Below are 14,091 nucleotides of genomic sequence, written 5' to 3'. Positions count from 1 at the left end.
AGCCCCCCATGTCCTGGAACAATCGCGTGGTCTGGTCGGAAGGCATGTTCATCGGAACGCAGCACTTCCAGCAGCATGACCGTTACCTGGAAAACCTCATCGACGCGCGCAGCCGCCCGTTGTCCGCCGGTGCCTGGGGCTTCTCCGAGTTGCTTATTGACCAGGGCCTGCTGGCCCAGGGCAAGCTGGCGATCGTGTCGGCGCGTGGGCTGTTGCCCGACGGCACGCCGTTCAATATTCCCCAGGACGACTTGGCGCCGAGCCCGCTGAATATCGACGACAACCTGCGCGACGGCCTGGTGTACCTGGCCTTGCCGCTCAAGCGCGCCGGTGCGCGAGACACGGTGGATGAAGGCGAAGCGCTGGAAGCGGCGCGCTACGTCAGCCAGGTGCGCGAAGTGCGCGACGATAACGCGCCGTTTGAAAACCGCGCACCAGTGGCCGTGGGCTCCCGAGCGCTGCGCCTGTTGACCGCGCAGGATGGCATCAGTGACTACGCCGCCATTGGCCTGGTGCGCATCAAGGAAAAGCGCGCCGATCGTGCATTGGTGCTCGACGACACGTATATCCCACCGGTTTTGGACGTGGCCGCGAGCAAACCACTGACTGCCTTTCGCAGCGAACTGCTCGGCCTGCTGCACCAGCGCGGCGAAGCCCTGGCGGGGCGTGTGGTCGCCTCGGGGGCGGGTGGCGCTTCGGAAATTGCCGACTTCATGCTGCTGCAATTGGTCAACCGCGCGCAGCCGCTGATCCAGCATCTGAGCCAGTTAATCCCGCTGCACCCTGAGCGGTTTTTCAGCGAGCTGGTCAGCCTGGCGGGAGAGTTCGCCACGTTTTCCACCACGGGTCGGCGCCCGCAGGAATACCCGCAATACCAACATGATGACCTGGTCCTGAGCTTTGCCCCGGTGATGGCAGCATTGCGTGAAGCCTTGTCGATGCTGATCGACAGCAAAGCCACGCCGATCCCTATTGTGGAAAAAGCCTACGGCATCCACGTGGCCATGCTCGCCGACAAAACCCTGCTCGACAGCGCCAGTTTCATCCTTGTGGTCCGCGCCGACGTGCCCGGCGAAACCCTGCGCGCACGCTTCGGCCAGCAAAGCAAAGTCGGCTCGGTGGAGCACATCCGCGACATGGTCAACCTGCAATTGCCAGGTATCGGCCTGCTGCCGTTGCCGGTTGCGCCACGCCAGATCCCCTACCACGCAGGCAGCACCTATTACGAGCTGGACCGTGGCAGCGAGCACTGGCAGCAACTGAACAACTCCGGCGGGTTTGCCTTCCATATCGCCGGGCAGTTCCCGGGCTTGAACCTGGCCTTCTGGGCGATCCGAGGATAATTGGCGATGCATCCCAATGATGATGACCGCACCCAGTTCATGCCGCGCCCAGGTGGTCGTGCACCGGAACCTGCACGTGCCGAACCTGTGCCTTTGTCGATGCCGGCCGCGCCGATCCTCACCGGCAAAAGCCAGGGCCTGAACCCGTTGGAAAGCGCCGCCGGGCCGCTGCTGGCGCTGTTGACGCGCCTGCGCAACACCATCGCCCACCCAGCGCCGGCCAGCCTGCGTGCGCAGTTGCTGGCCTACCTGCGCCAGTTCGAAGAACGCGCCGAAGCCGCCGGTGTGGCGCGCAACGAAGTGCTGCTGGCGCGTTACGCGCTGTGTACGGCGCTCGATGAAGCCGTGCTCAGCACGCCGTGGGGCAGTGCCAGCGACTGGGGCAAGCAGAGCTTGTTGATCACCGTGCACAACGAAGCCTGGGGCGGCGAAAAAGTCTTCCAGTTGCTCGACCATTGCCTGCAAAGCCCGCGTGAGCGCCTGTACCTGCTGGAGCTGCTGTACCTGTGCATGTGCCTGGGTTTTGAAGGCCGCTACCGCGTGATGAATGACGGTCGCAGCCAGTTGGAAGCCTTGCGTGAACGCACCGCCGCAGCGATTCGCAGTGCGCGTGGCGAGCATGAGCGCGAGCTGTCGCCGCATTGGCGCGGCGTGACCGTGGCGCGTGATCGCCTGGCGCAATTCATGCCGCCGTGGATCGCCGTGGCCATCGGCCTGGCGTTGCTGCTGGCATTGCTGTTTGGCTTGCGCATGAAGCTGGCGTCGGATGCGGAACCGGTGTTCAAGAATATCCATGCCCTGGGCGAGATTCCGGTGCAGGCCATCGACCGCCCGGTGGCGCAGCCCAAAGTCATCGAGCGGCCGCGTCTGGCCGGCTTCCTGGTGGAAGACATCAAGGCGGGCCGCGTGGCGGTGGAAGACAAGGTCGACCGTTCCGTAGTGACGATCCGCGGTGATGAACTGTTCGCGTCTGCCAGCTCCAGCATCCGCGATGACTTCGAGCCGCTGATGCTGCGCATCGCCGACGCCATCCGCAAGGTCAAGGGCCAGGTCCGCGTGACCGGCCACAGCGACAACCGCCCGATTGCCACACTGCGCTTCCCGTCCAACTGGGCATTGTCCGAAGCGCGGGCCAAGTCGGTGCTGGACATCCTGGCGGCCAAGACCGGCCAGGCGGATCGCTTCAGCGCCGAAGGCCGCAGCGACACCGAGCCGGTGGCTACCAACAGCACTGCCGAAGGCCGTGCCCGCAATCGTCGGGTTGAAATCACCGTATTGGCGGAGGGCGTCGAGTGAAGGCGTTTTTCAGTTTTATGATTCGCTGGGTGATCCCCGTACTGGGCCTGATTGCCCTGAGCCTGATCATCTGGTTTGTGGGGCCGTTGCTCGATGTGCTGATGCCGGAAGGGCGGCGCTGGGCGCTGATCATCCTGGTGTTTGCGCTGTGGATCGCCTACCGCGTAGTGCGCATTATCCAGGCGCGCCGCCAGGCCGCCGAAGTGATGCGCAGCCTCGCCGCCGAAACCCCGGCCGACCCCAACAGCGTCGCCACCGCCGAAGAGTTGTCGACCTTGCGCCAGCGCATGGACGAAGCCCTGGCATTGCTGAAAAAGGCCAAGCTCGGCGGTGATGAGCGCCGCAATCTCTATGAGCTGCCGTGGTACGTGATCATCGGCCCGCCGGGTTCGGGCAAGACCACCGCGCTGGTCAATTCGGGCCTGCACTTTCCACTGGCTGCACAGTTGGGTGCCGGTGCCGTGCGCGGTGTTGGCGGTACGCGTAACTGTGATTGGTGGTTTACCGACCAGGCCGTTTTGCTTGATACCGCCGGCCGCTACACCACCCAGGACAGCAACTCCACGGTGGATAAAGCTGCGTGGTTGGGCTTTCTCGATCTGCTGAAAAAGCAGCGTTCGCGTCGCCCGATTGATGGCGCATTTATCGCCATCAGCCTCTCGGATCTGCTGCTCGGTACGGATGCCGAACGCGCCGCCCATGCGGCCGCAATTCGCCTGCGGATCCAGGAGCTGTACACCCAACTGGGTGTGCGATTCCCGATCTACCTGATGCTGACCAAGCTCGACCTGGTGCCGGGTTTCATGGAGTTCTTCGACAACCTGAGCAAGGAAGACCGCGCCCAGGTGTGGGGCATGACCTTCGCCCTGGACGACGGCAAAAACAGCGACAGCCCACTGGCCTATCTGCAAAGCGAGTTTGCCGGTCTTGAGCAGCGCCTGAACGAACGGCTGGTGGAACGCCTGCAACAGGAGCGTGACCCGGCGCGGCGTGACCTGATCTACGGTTTCCCGCAGCAGTTCGGCGCGTTGAAAGATTGCCTGCAAAGCTTCCTCGAAGGCGTGTTCAAACCCAATGCCTTCGAAGAGCGGGTGTTGCTGCGCGGTGTGTACTTCACCAGTGGCACCCAGGAAGGCAGCCCGATTGATCGCCTGATCGGCTCCATGGCCCAGAGCATGAATCTGGACCGCCAGCACCTGGCGCGACAGAGCGGCACCGGGCGCAGTTATTTCATCGAAAAACTGTTCACCGCCGTGGCGTTTGCCGAGCGCGGGTTGGTGGGTGTGAACCCGAAAGTCGAGCGCCGCCGCAAGTGGATTGCACGCGGTGTGCTGGCAGCTACCGTCGCCTTGGTGGTGGTGGTCAGTGGCCTGTGGTGGGTAAGTTATCGCGCCAATCAGGCGTATATCGCCCAGGTTGACCAGAAGGTCGCGCCGCTGGGCCAGACGGTACAGAACCTCAGCCCGGCGCAGCGTGAAGTGCTGGCAGTGTTGCCGCTGCTCAACGCGGTGAAGAACCTCGCGGGCGACTCGCCGAGCTGGTCCGAAGGCCTGGGCCTGTATCAGGGCGATATGCTTGAAGCCGAATCTGCCAGCGTCTACCGCAAGCTGTTGATCGCGGTATTCGCGCCACGCCTGGTCACGCGCATCGAAGAGCAGCTGCATGGCGGCGGCAATTCCGACTTCCTTTATGAAGGCCTCAAGGCCTACCTGATGTTCGCCGACAACGAGCACTACGACCCGGACTTCATCAAGGCCTGGGTCGCCCTGGATTGGGACCGCAACCTGCCGCGTGACCTGCCGGCCGATCAGCGCCAGGCGTTGACCGGGCACTTGCAGGCGCTGTTCGACCGCCACCCGCCGAATGCGCGGCTGGACCCACGCCTGATCGATGACCTGCGTCGCCAACTGCAACAGCTGCCGGTGGCGCAACGCGTGTACGACCGGGTCAAGCGCCAGAAGCTGCCCGAGGGCATCCCCGACTTTCGCCTCAACGAAGCCGCCGGCCGCGATGCCGCGCTGGTGTTCAGCCGTAAAAGCGGCAAGCCGTTGGGCGAGCCGTTGAGTGGGTTCTTCACTGCCAAAGGCTATCGTCAGGCCTTCCTGCTCAGCAGCCTGAACCAGACCGGCACCCTGGCCGAAGAGCAATGGGTGCTGGGCCGTGAACAGGCCGATCAACAGAACGTGGTGAGCCTGGCCGCCGATGTGCGCCGCCTGTACTTCCAGGACTACCAGCGCCAGTGGGATGCGTTGCTTGCGGACATCGACTTTGTGCCGATCACCAGCGTGGCCCAGGCGGCCGATGTGCTGCGGGTGATTTCCGGCCCCACTTCGCCGCTGAAAAAGCTGCTGGTAGCCGTGGCCAAAGAGACCGATCTGCAAGCTGAAGAACGCCAATTGGCCGCCAAAGGCGTGCCGGTGGAAGGCGGTGTCGACAAGCTCAAGGAACGCCTCGGCAGCCTGCTCGGCCAGGAGCAACCAAGCGCTAATGCACCACAAGCGGCGGACGATCCGGTGACCGCACACTTTGCCGAACTCAATAGCATCGTCAGCAAAAACGAAGGCGAACCGGCGGCCATCGACGGCCTGTTGGCGGACATGAACGCGCTGTATGTGCAAGTCAGCGCCATGGTCGGCGCCAGTGGCGACGCCCTGCTCGGCGAGGCCAAGAACCAGGCGGCGGCTGCGGCCACGCGGGTCAGCTTGAATGCCGAACGCCAGCCCCCGCTGGTGCAGGGCATGGTCAAGTCGGTGGTCAACTCCACCACCAACAGCATGATGGGCGGGGTGCGTAACCAGCTGAATGCGGCGTGGGTGAGTGAAGTGGTCAACGTGTATCGTCAGTCTCTGGCAGGGCGTTATCCGATGTCGCCGGGCAGCGCGCGGGACGCCACGCTCGATGACTTCGGCCAGTTCTTCGGCGTGGGCGGGGTGATGGATAACTACTTCCGCAAATACCTGCAGCCTTACGTGGATACGTCCGCGCAGACCTGGCGCTGGCAGCCGGGCGCGGCGCAAAAGCTCGGGATTGCACCGGGCGTGCTGCAAACCTTCCAGCGTGCGGCGGCTATTCGTGACGCGTTCTTCAGATCGGGGGGCACCCAGCCGATCGTGCGTTTCGAGCTCAAGCCGGTGTCGATGGACCCGACCATAACCCAGTTCCTGCTCGACCTCGACGGCCAGCAACTGAGCTACGACCACGGCCCAAGTCGCCCGGTGGCGATGCAATGGCCCAACCCCGGCAGCATTGGCGTGGTGCGTATTTCGATCATGCCGCCGTCAGCCAGTGGCCGTTCCGGCGTGACCCTGGACGGCCCATGGGCGTGGTTCCGCCTGCTGGAGCAATCGGACCTGAGTGCCGGCAACTCGCCGGACCGCTTCAACCTGCGTTTGCGGGTTGACGGCGCGAGCATCGCCTACGAGTTGCGCGCCAACAGCGCCTTCAACCCGTTCAAGAGCCGCGTACTCAGTGGCTTCAGCTTGCCGGAGCGGCTATGACCACGCTGGGCTTCTACGGCAAGTTGGCCAGCCGCGGTGACTTTGTCAGCCGCGCCTTGCCCCAGAGTTTTATCGGCCCGTGGGACAGCTGGCTGGCCGCCGGTTTGCTCGCCAGCCAGAACAGCCTGGGCGGCGATTGGCTCAACGTCTATCTGGTCAGCCCGTTGTGGCGTTTTGTGCTGGCACCGGGCGTGTGCGGGCCGGACGCTGCGACAGGCGTGGTGATGCCGAGCATTGATCGGGTCGGGCGCTATTTCCCGTTGGCCGTGGTGGCGTTGCTTGATCACGACACTAACCCGGCGTCATTGGTGGGCGGCCCGGACACGTGGTTTGAGCAGGCCGAAGAGCTGTTGCTCAGCTCCCTGGAGATTGGCGCCACGTTTGAACGTTTCAACGATGGCGTCGACAGCCTGGGCATCCCGGCCAGTGAGCAGCGCGCGGTCGACAGTCGCTTCGCGGGCCTGCAACGGGTCGCCGCCACCGAGCCCCACAGCCGCATGACTGCACTGGCCGAGCAGGCCTGTGAAGGTGCCAGCCTGTGGTGGGGCCGTGGCTCACAACGTATTTCACCCGGTTTATTGCGGTGCCAGGGTTTGCCGGCTGCCGGCGATTTTGCGCAGTTTTTGCTCGGACAAGAAGGTGTGGTGTAGATGGGGGCGACGTTTAAATCCGCGAGCAAAAGCCATGTGGGCATGGTGCGTCAGGTCAACGAAGACGCGTGCCTGGACCTGCCGGAGAACCGCCTGTGGGTCGTGGCCGATGGCATGGGCGGGCATGCGGCCGGCGATTACGTCAGCAGCCTGATCGTCGACAGCCTGCGCAATGTGTCGGTGGGGCGCTCACTGGATGAATACTCGGCCGCCTTGCGCAATGACCTGATCCGCATCAACGCCACGGTGCGCGAAGAAACCGCTAACCGTGGCGTGAGCATGATGGGCAGCACTGTGGTGGTGCTTGCCGCACGTGGCTTGCGTGGCGTGTGTTTATGGGCCGGCGACAGTCGCCTGTACCGCCTGCGCGAGGGGCAGTTGGAGAGCATTTCCCGTGACCACAGCTACGTGCAGGACCTGCAAGACAGCGGCCTGCTCAGCGAAGCCGACGCGCGCGTGCATCCCCGTGCCAATATCGTCACCCGCGCGGTGGGCGTGGAGGCTCAGCTGGAAGTGGCGGTGGCTGACCTGTTGATTTCCCCCGGCGACAGCTACCTGCTGTGCAGCGATGGCCTCAACAAGACCGTCGAAGACCATGAGATCCGCGAAGTGCTGGGCCATGATGCGCCGGATGAAATCGTGCGCAGCCTGGTGCACCTGGGGCTCAATCGCGGCGCGCCGGACAATATCACTGCCATTGTCGTGAAGGTCTCGCCATGAACATTGTGATCCCGGGCTACGACATCGAAGGCGAGATCGGCGAAGGCGCCATGGCCAGCGTGTACCTGGCGACCCAGCGCTCGCTGGAGCGCAAGGTGGCCTTGAAGGTGATGGCCGCGGCGCTGGCGGCCGACCCGAGCTTCTGCGAGCGCTTCCTGCGCGAGGGCAAGACCCTGGCGCGCCTGTCGCATCCGCACACGGTGACCATCCATGACATCGGCAATGTCGGTGAGCTGTACTACATGGCCATGGAATACCTGCCCAACGGCACACTCAAAGAGCGCATCGCCGCCGGCCTGACGCCGGAGCAGGGCGTGACGCTGATTCGCCAGATCGCTTCGGCGTTGGGCTATGCGCATGCGCAGGGTTTGGTGCACCGCGACGTCAAACCGGCGAACATTCTGTTTCGCGCTGACGGCACCGCCGTACTGTCGGACTTCGGCATCGCCAAGTCCCTGGACGATCGCACCCAGTTCACTCAAGCCGGCTTTGCCGTGGGCACGCCGAGCTACATGAGCCCGGAGCAGGCGCGAGGCCAGGAGATCGATGGCCGCGCCGACCTGTATGCGTTGGGCGTGGTGCTCTACGAAATTCTCGTCGGCAAGCTGCCGTACAACGGCACTGACGCGCTATCCACTGCGCTGGCGCATCTGACCGAGCCGCTGCCGGAACTGCCGGTGCACCATGGCCGTTATCAGGACGTGCTGCGCAAGCTGTTAGCCAAAGACCCGGCCGAGCGGTTCCCGGATGCGGCGGCGTTGCTGCGCGCGCTGGACCAACTGCCCGCAGACTCTTCGGAAGCCACGCTGGTACGGCCGTTACCGATTCCGCTGAGTTTTGACTTGGCCGGAATGACGCCCGTGTCCATCGAGATTCCGACCGAAAAACCCCAGCCGCAACCGGTGCGTCAGCCGGTGGTGACGCCGACGCAACACCGCGCCGTGTCCGAACAGCGCCGTGGCCCGGTGTTGGCCCTGGCCGCCGTGGCCGTGGCGGTGGCACTGGCCATTGGTGGCGCCAGTTACTGGTGGCTGAGCGGCAGCGATGAACCTGCCAAACCGCCTGTCGCCGTGGTGCCCAAAACCCCACAACCGCCGCAGGTAAAGCCGGTGGTGGCCGAGACGGATGGCGGCCAGCGGCCGTTGCTGATGGCGGGCAAAAAGACCTTGTTCCAGCGCGTGCTCAGCAAGCCGGGCGCCAAGCTGTCCCATGATGCCGGTGGTGCAGCAGACGAAGCCCTGCCGGCGTTTTCGGTGCTCTATGTTTACCAGCGCAAAGACATCGACGGCAGCCCGTGGGTGCGTGTCGGCGCCGCAACCGATGGGCGCAGCGATGGGTGGTTGCCCGCTGCTCAAGTCAGCGACTGGAAGCAAAGCCTGGTGCTCAAGTTCACCGAGCGCTCGGGCCGGGCGCCGGTGATGTTCCTGCGCCAATCGGCTGAGGTGGAAAAGCTGTTGGCTGATCCCGCCGCCGCCAAAAACGTGTTGGCCAAGGTGCAGAAGAACCGCGAAGACAATCAACAGGTGCTGGCGCTTGAGCCGACGGCCAGCGCCGTGCCGCAAAACCAGTTTTACCTGCTGCCGATTTTTGACTCCAAAGAGAGCTTCGACGAAAACGGCCAGCCGGTGCAGTTGCTCAATGTGGCGTCCATCGACCCGGGCAGCGCGGCGGCCAAGCCGGCTAGCAAAGCGATCGCTGCAGACGCTTTCCGCACGGCGGTGGTGTTGGTGGTCGACACGACGGTTTCGATGCAGCCTTACATCGACCAGGTTCGCGATGTGGTGCATGAGTTGCAAACCCGCATCGCCGAGCGCGGCGAGCTTGATAGCGTGAGCTTCGGGCTGGTGGGGTTTCGCAACAGCATCAAGAAAACCCCCGGTTTGGAATACGTCGCCAAGACGCTTATCACCCTGGACCAGGGCCGCGACCCGCAGCGCTTCCTCGACATGGCGCGCCAGGTCAAAGCGTCCACGGTATCCAGCCACTCGTTCAACGAGGACGCTTTTGCCGGGGTGATGCAGGCGGTCGATGGCATGGACTGGTCCGGCTATGGCGGGCGCATCATTTTGCTGGTTACCGATGCTGGCGCGCTGCGCAAGAACGACCCCTTCGCCGCCACCCAGATGAACGAAGCCGAAGTGCGTCAGGCGGCACTCGGCAAGCAGATCAAGATTTACGCCCTGCACCTGCGCACCGATGCTGGCAAGAAAACCCACGCCGGTGCCGAAACCCAGTACCGCGTGCTGACCGCCGACGCCAACCCGCAGATCGGCGACCTCTACACGCCGGTGCCCGGTGGTGATGTACACAAGCTGGGCGAGCGGGTAGATGAGATTGGCACAGTGTTCGCCAACCTGGTGCACCAGGTCCGCAGCGACACACCGCAACCGGTGCCGCTGCTGAGCAGCGCGCCGAGCCTGGCGGACAAATCCGCAGCAGTCGGCTACGCCATGCACATGGACTTCCTCGGTCGTAAAACCGCGAGCCAGGCGCCGCAACTGGTCAGCGCCTGGACCGCCGATCGTGACCTGACCAACCCGGCGCTGCCGGCGTTCCAGGTGTGCGTGATGCTCACCAAATTGCAGCTCAACGACCTGCAGCAATCGCTGAAATTGATCGTGGATGCCGCGCGTAAAACCCAAACCTCGCCCAAGGATTTCTTCCAGGAAATTGCCAGCGCTTCGGCCTATATGAGCCGTGACCCGCAGGCCCTGCGCAAGGGCGGTAACCTGGCCGATGGCGGCCTGCTCGGTGAGTACCTGGAAGGCCTGCCGTACCGCAGCAAGTCGCTGAACATGACCCAGGACTTGTGGTTGTCGCTGAGTGTGGCCGAGCAGGAAGACTTTATCGACGAGCTGGATTCGAAAATCCGCCTCTACGAAACCTTCCACAATGACGTGGCCAACTGGGTCCGTTTCGGCGATGCCGAGCCGGGCGATGCGTTGTACCGCGTGCCGTTGTCGACGCTGCCGTAATGCTGAACTTGAGCGCGGTGCACAAAAGCCGGGGCACGGGGAGCCAGCGTTACAGCCTGGTGATTCCGGCTTTGCAGCTGCGTGCCGGTGAGCAATTGGCGATTGTCGGGCCCAGTGGCTGCGGCAAAAGCACGTTGCTGGATTTGCTCGCGCTGGTGTTGGCGCCGGACCAGGCGGGCCAGTTTGAATTCGACAACACCGATATCGGCGGGCTATGGCGTGCCGATCAGCAATCTACCCTGGCTGCGCTGCGCAGCCGGCACTTGGGTTATGTGCTGCAAACCGGCGGCCTGCTGGGTTTTCTCGATGTGCGCAGCAATATCGCCTTGTCGCGGCAATTGCTGGGTTTGAAAGATGACGGCAGCGTGACGCGCCTGGCGGGGCAGTTGGAGATCAGTGACCAGTTGGCGAAGAAACCGGCGGACCTGTCGGTAGGCCAACGCCAGCGCGTGAGTTGCGCCCGTGCCCTGGCCCATGCGCCGCAACTGGTGCTGGCGGATGAGCCGACCGCGTCGCTGGACCCGCTGAATGCCGAGCGCGTGATGCAGGCGCTGCTGGCCCAGGCCCGCGAACACCGTGCCGCCTGCGTGATCGCCACCCATGACGAACCCCTGGCCCGCGCCAGCGGCTTGCAGGTACGGCGCATCGGTTGCCGCCGCGACCCTGACGGCGGCGTCACGGCCACGCTCGGGGAGGTGTGCTGATGCGCATCGGCGTGGTGGCCTCGCTGGCCTGGCAGGATTACCGCAACGACGCCTGGCTGTCGGCCTGTTCGGTGCTGGCGCTGGTGGCGGTGATCGCACCGCTGCTGGTGTTATTCGGCCTGAAATTTGGACTGGTTGGCAGTTTGACCGAACGCTTGGAGACCGATCCGGCCACCCGTGAAATTATCCCATTGGGCGGTGGGCGATTCAGCCGCGAATTTATTCAGCAGTTGGGTCGGCGCAGCGATGTGGCCTTTGCCGTGCCGCGTACCCGGCAAATTGCGGCGACCGCGCAGGTGGGCACGCTGGCGTTGGAAATGCTGCCGACGGCGGCGGGTGATCCGTTGCTCAGTGGTTTGCCGATGCCCAAGGGCCTGGACCAGATCGTGCTGAGCCACACCGCTGCCGAAAAGCTTGCGGCGCGGCCTGGGGATTGGCTGGAAACCCGCTTTGCGCGGCAAGTGGCGGGGCGTGTCGAGGCCCAGCGCACACGCTTGCAAGTGCTGGCGGTGTTGCCGTTGGAAGCCTTCGCCCGTGATGGCTTGTTTGCTGATTTGGGTTTGCTGGAAGCGGCGGAAGATTACCGCGATGGCCGTGCCGTACCGGCGTTGGGCTGGGACGGGGATGAAGTCGGGGTGAGCGAGCAGCGTGTGTACCCGGCGTTTCGCCTTTACGCGCGCACCCTGACTGATGTGGAGCCGCTGCGGGTGTATTTCGCCGGGCAGAATCTGTTGGTGTCGACCCAGGCACAGACCATCGCCCAGGTGCAGTCGTTGAGTCGCAACCTGTCGTTGGTATTCTGGATTATTGCCGGGCTGGCCTTGGTTGGCGCGTTTGCAGCGATCTTCGCCGGGGCGCTGGCGGCGGTCGCGCGCAAGCGGCGGGAATTGTCGGTGCTGCGCCTGTTGGGGTTTTCCACCGGCGCACTGTTGTTGTTTGTGGTGTTGCAGGCGCTGTACAGCGCAGGGTATGCCGCCGTGCTGAGCGCCGGGCTGTATGGCCTGGCCGAGGTTGCTTTGAATAAACTATTTGTGCAGGGGGCGGGCGAGTACGCCAGTCACCTGTTGGCGCGTCACTACGCCCTGGCCCTGGTCGCAATCCTCGGCGTCAGCGCCGTGGCGGCGGCCTGTGGCGGTTGGCGAGTGGCGCGTATCCAGGCTTCTGAAGGAATCAGAGATGTATAAGTTACTGGGCGCCTGTGTGGCGCTGAGCCTGGCCTCGTTGGCCTGGGCCGATGAAGCGAGTGACAAACTCGATAACCCTAAACCTTTACCGGATGACGTGAGCCTGCCGCTGCCCTGCGAAGGCAACATGGTGTTCCGCTACGCCTACGTGTTGGCCCAAGGCACGCTGGATGACCGCGAAATCAGCCTCGGCTATCCCTTTGCCGAAGGCGAAGCGGGTTATCAGCAGTCGTTTATTTCCGGCTACCGTCGCGACTTTATCAACGGCCAGTTCACGCTCAAGGATTTGCCCAAGGACTGGAACACAGTCATCGCGCCGTTGATGCCCAAAACCGACGCCAAGACGCCGCTCAAGCCGATGCTGTATTTCATCGGTAAGTACGAAGTGACTGCCCGCCAGTATGCGCAGGTGATGTCCCAGGCGCAGTCGCTGGCCAGCGGCGAGCCGGCACCTGCGTGTGATGCACCGACTGGCATGGCTGCGCGCCTGCCCAAGGTGAAGTTGTCGCGCTTTGAAGCGGAGCGTTTTTCGGCGGTGTACAGCGCCTGGCTGATGAAGTACCACCGTGAGCTGCTGCCGGTGAGTGGCCGCGGCTCTTCGGCCGACGACGGCGGCCTGGGTTTTGTGCGCCTGCCCACCGAAGTGGAATGGGAATACGCCGCACGCGGTGGCCAGGCGGTGAGCCGTCAGGAACTGGAAGGGCGGCTGTTCCCGCGCCGCGTCGAAGGCAGCGAAAGCGATGGCCCGCTGGGTGACTACGCAGTGTTCAACCAGGTCGCTGGCGGCACTGGCCAGGCAGCGCGCTTGATGCCCATCGGCACCAAATTGCCCAACCCTATCGGCCTGTTCGATGTGATCGGCAACGCAGCGGAAATGGTCCAGGAATCCTTCCAGCTGGTGCACGCCGGGCGCCGTCAGGGCACGTACGGGGGCTTTGTGGTCAAGGGCGGCAATTACCTGGAAGGCGAGGGCACGCTGTTTACCGGCATGCGCCGCGAGTACCCGTTATTCGCTGCTGACGGCACCGAGCAAAGCAACGAAACCACCGGTTTTCGCGTAGCGATCGGCGCGTTGTCGGCGCCGCGCTCGCGCTACAAGGAGCTGTTCGCCCAGTGGCAGAAAGAAGGCCGCCTGGCTTCGCTGACTGACGCCATCGATGACGCTCAGGACCCGACCAAGCGCCTGGACAGCATCATCGCCGCCAGTGTCGACCCAAAACTGCAAGCCGAACTCGGCCTGGTCAACGAAGAGCTCAAACGCAACGTCTCGTTGATCGCCCAGCAGCGCGAAGAAGCGGCGGGCAACCTGATCCAGTCGGCCGCGTTGGTGGCCGAGACCATCAGCAATTACAACATCCGCCTGGCCAACTTGCAGAAGAGTCGCCAACAGGCCAAAGACAATAAGGATGAGGCCAGCGCGCAACTGTTCGACATGGCCATCACCAATGGTCGCAGCGCCCTCGACGGCGCGGTGGCGATTTACATCGACAACCTGGCCACCGGCACGCGTTACACCGATGCGGTGATCCAGGCCCAGTTTCAAAGGATCAAGGAAGAGTTGGATCGCAAGCCAGTGCTCGGCAAGAGCCTGGTGACGCGCGCGACACTGTTCGTTCGCCATGTCGGCAACTACCGCAAGCAACAGCGGGCCGACCCGGCAACGATCTTGAAGGAACTGCTCGCAGCGAGCGGTCAGCGGTCTTGACCGTTGGTTGTGCGGCG

General features: G+C 63.8%; 9 protein-coding genes. All 9 read left to right on the top strand.

Features of this window, described 5'->3' with window-relative positions; genetic code table 11:
* Positions 1-8: 8 nt before the first annotated feature.
* Genes tssK through ASE80_RS22380 form a run of 9 tightly spaced genes read left to right on the top strand, consistent with a single transcriptional unit; the run spans position 9 to position 14,074 of the window.
* Positions 9-1,343, top strand: a complete 1,335-nt coding sequence (gene tssK, locus ASE80_RS22420) for a type VI secretion system baseplate subunit TssK (RefSeq protein ID WP_056860857.1) — start codon at positions 9-11, stop codon at positions 1,341-1,343.
* A 6-nt stretch (positions 1,344-1,349) separates the two neighbouring features.
* Positions 1,350-2,639: a DotU family type VI secretion system protein gene (locus tag ASE80_RS22415; RefSeq protein ID WP_056860856.1), complete on the top strand. Its 1,290-nt coding sequence runs from the start codon at positions 1,350-1,352 to the stop codon at positions 2,637-2,639.
* The gene (tssM, locus tag ASE80_RS22410) at positions 2,636-6,136 is read left to right on the top strand and encodes a type VI secretion system membrane subunit TssM (RefSeq protein ID WP_056860855.1); all 3,501 of its coding nucleotides are present in this window, start codon (positions 2,636-2,638) and stop codon (positions 6,134-6,136) included. The genes ASE80_RS22415 and tssM overlap by 4 nt, the downstream gene beginning before the upstream one ends.
* Entirely contained in the window at positions 6,133-6,786 is a 654-nt protein-coding gene (gene tagF / locus ASE80_RS22405) for a type VI secretion system-associated protein TagF (protein ID WP_056860854.1), read from the top strand. Before tssM ends, tagF begins: the two co-directional genes overlap by 4 nt.
* On the top strand, positions 6,787-7,506 hold the full coding sequence (locus ASE80_RS22400; protein ID WP_056860853.1) for a PP2C family protein-serine/threonine phosphatase: 720 nt from the start codon (positions 6,787-6,789) through the stop codon (positions 7,504-7,506).
* Positions 7,503-10,481 carry a serine/threonine-protein kinase gene (locus tag ASE80_RS22395; RefSeq protein WP_056860852.1) on the top strand — a complete coding sequence of 993 codons (2,979 nt, stop codon included), beginning with the start codon at positions 7,503-7,505 and terminating at the stop codon, positions 10,479-10,481. The genes ASE80_RS22400 and ASE80_RS22395 overlap by 4 nt, the downstream gene beginning before the upstream one ends.
* Positions 10,481-11,185 carry an ABC transporter ATP-binding protein gene (locus tag ASE80_RS22390; protein WP_056860851.1) on the top strand — a complete coding sequence of 235 codons (705 nt, stop codon included), beginning with the start codon at positions 10,481-10,483 and terminating at the stop codon, positions 11,183-11,185. The genes ASE80_RS22395 and ASE80_RS22390 overlap by 1 nt, the downstream gene beginning before the upstream one ends.
* Entirely contained in the window at positions 11,185-12,369 is a 1,185-nt protein-coding gene (locus ASE80_RS22385; protein ID WP_056860850.1) for an ABC transporter permease, read from the top strand. Before ASE80_RS22390 ends, ASE80_RS22385 begins: the two co-directional genes overlap by 1 nt.
* Positions 12,362-14,074 carry a formylglycine-generating enzyme family protein gene (locus tag ASE80_RS22380; RefSeq protein WP_056860849.1) on the top strand — a complete coding sequence of 571 codons (1,713 nt, stop codon included), beginning with the start codon at positions 12,362-12,364 and terminating at the stop codon, positions 14,072-14,074. Before ASE80_RS22385 ends, ASE80_RS22380 begins: the two co-directional genes overlap by 8 nt.
* Positions 14,075-14,091: the final 17 nt, after the last annotated feature.

The organism is Pseudomonas sp. Leaf15 (assembly GCF_001421425.1).
Taxonomy (GTDB): Bacteria; Pseudomonadota; Gammaproteobacteria; order Pseudomonadales; family Pseudomonadaceae; genus Aquipseudomonas; species Aquipseudomonas salomonii.
This window is presented reverse-complemented; position numbering and strand designations above follow the sequence as displayed.

Coding starts and splice junctions, on each gene's coding strand:
- ASE80_RS22390 (WP_056860851.1), top strand. CDS start 10,481: ATGCTGAACTTGAGCGCGGTGCACAAAAGCCGGGGCACGGGGAGCCAG.
- tssK (WP_056860857.1), top strand. CDS start 9: ATGTCCTGGAACAATCGCGTGGTCTGGTCGGAAGGCATGTTCATCGGA.
- ASE80_RS22395 (WP_056860852.1), top strand. CDS start 7,503: ATGAACATTGTGATCCCGGGCTACGACATCGAAGGCGAGATCGGCGAA.
- ASE80_RS22400 (WP_056860853.1), top strand. CDS start 6,787: ATGGGGGCGACGTTTAAATCCGCGAGCAAAAGCCATGTGGGCATGGTG.
- ASE80_RS22415 (WP_056860856.1), top strand. CDS start 1,350: ATGCATCCCAATGATGATGACCGCACCCAGTTCATGCCGCGCCCAGGT.
- ASE80_RS22385 (WP_056860850.1), top strand. CDS start 11,185: ATGCGCATCGGCGTGGTGGCCTCGCTGGCCTGGCAGGATTACCGCAAC.
- ASE80_RS22380 (WP_056860849.1), top strand. CDS start 12,362: ATGTATAAGTTACTGGGCGCCTGTGTGGCGCTGAGCCTGGCCTCGTTG.
- tagF (WP_056860854.1), top strand. CDS start 6,133: ATGACCACGCTGGGCTTCTACGGCAAGTTGGCCAGCCGCGGTGACTTT.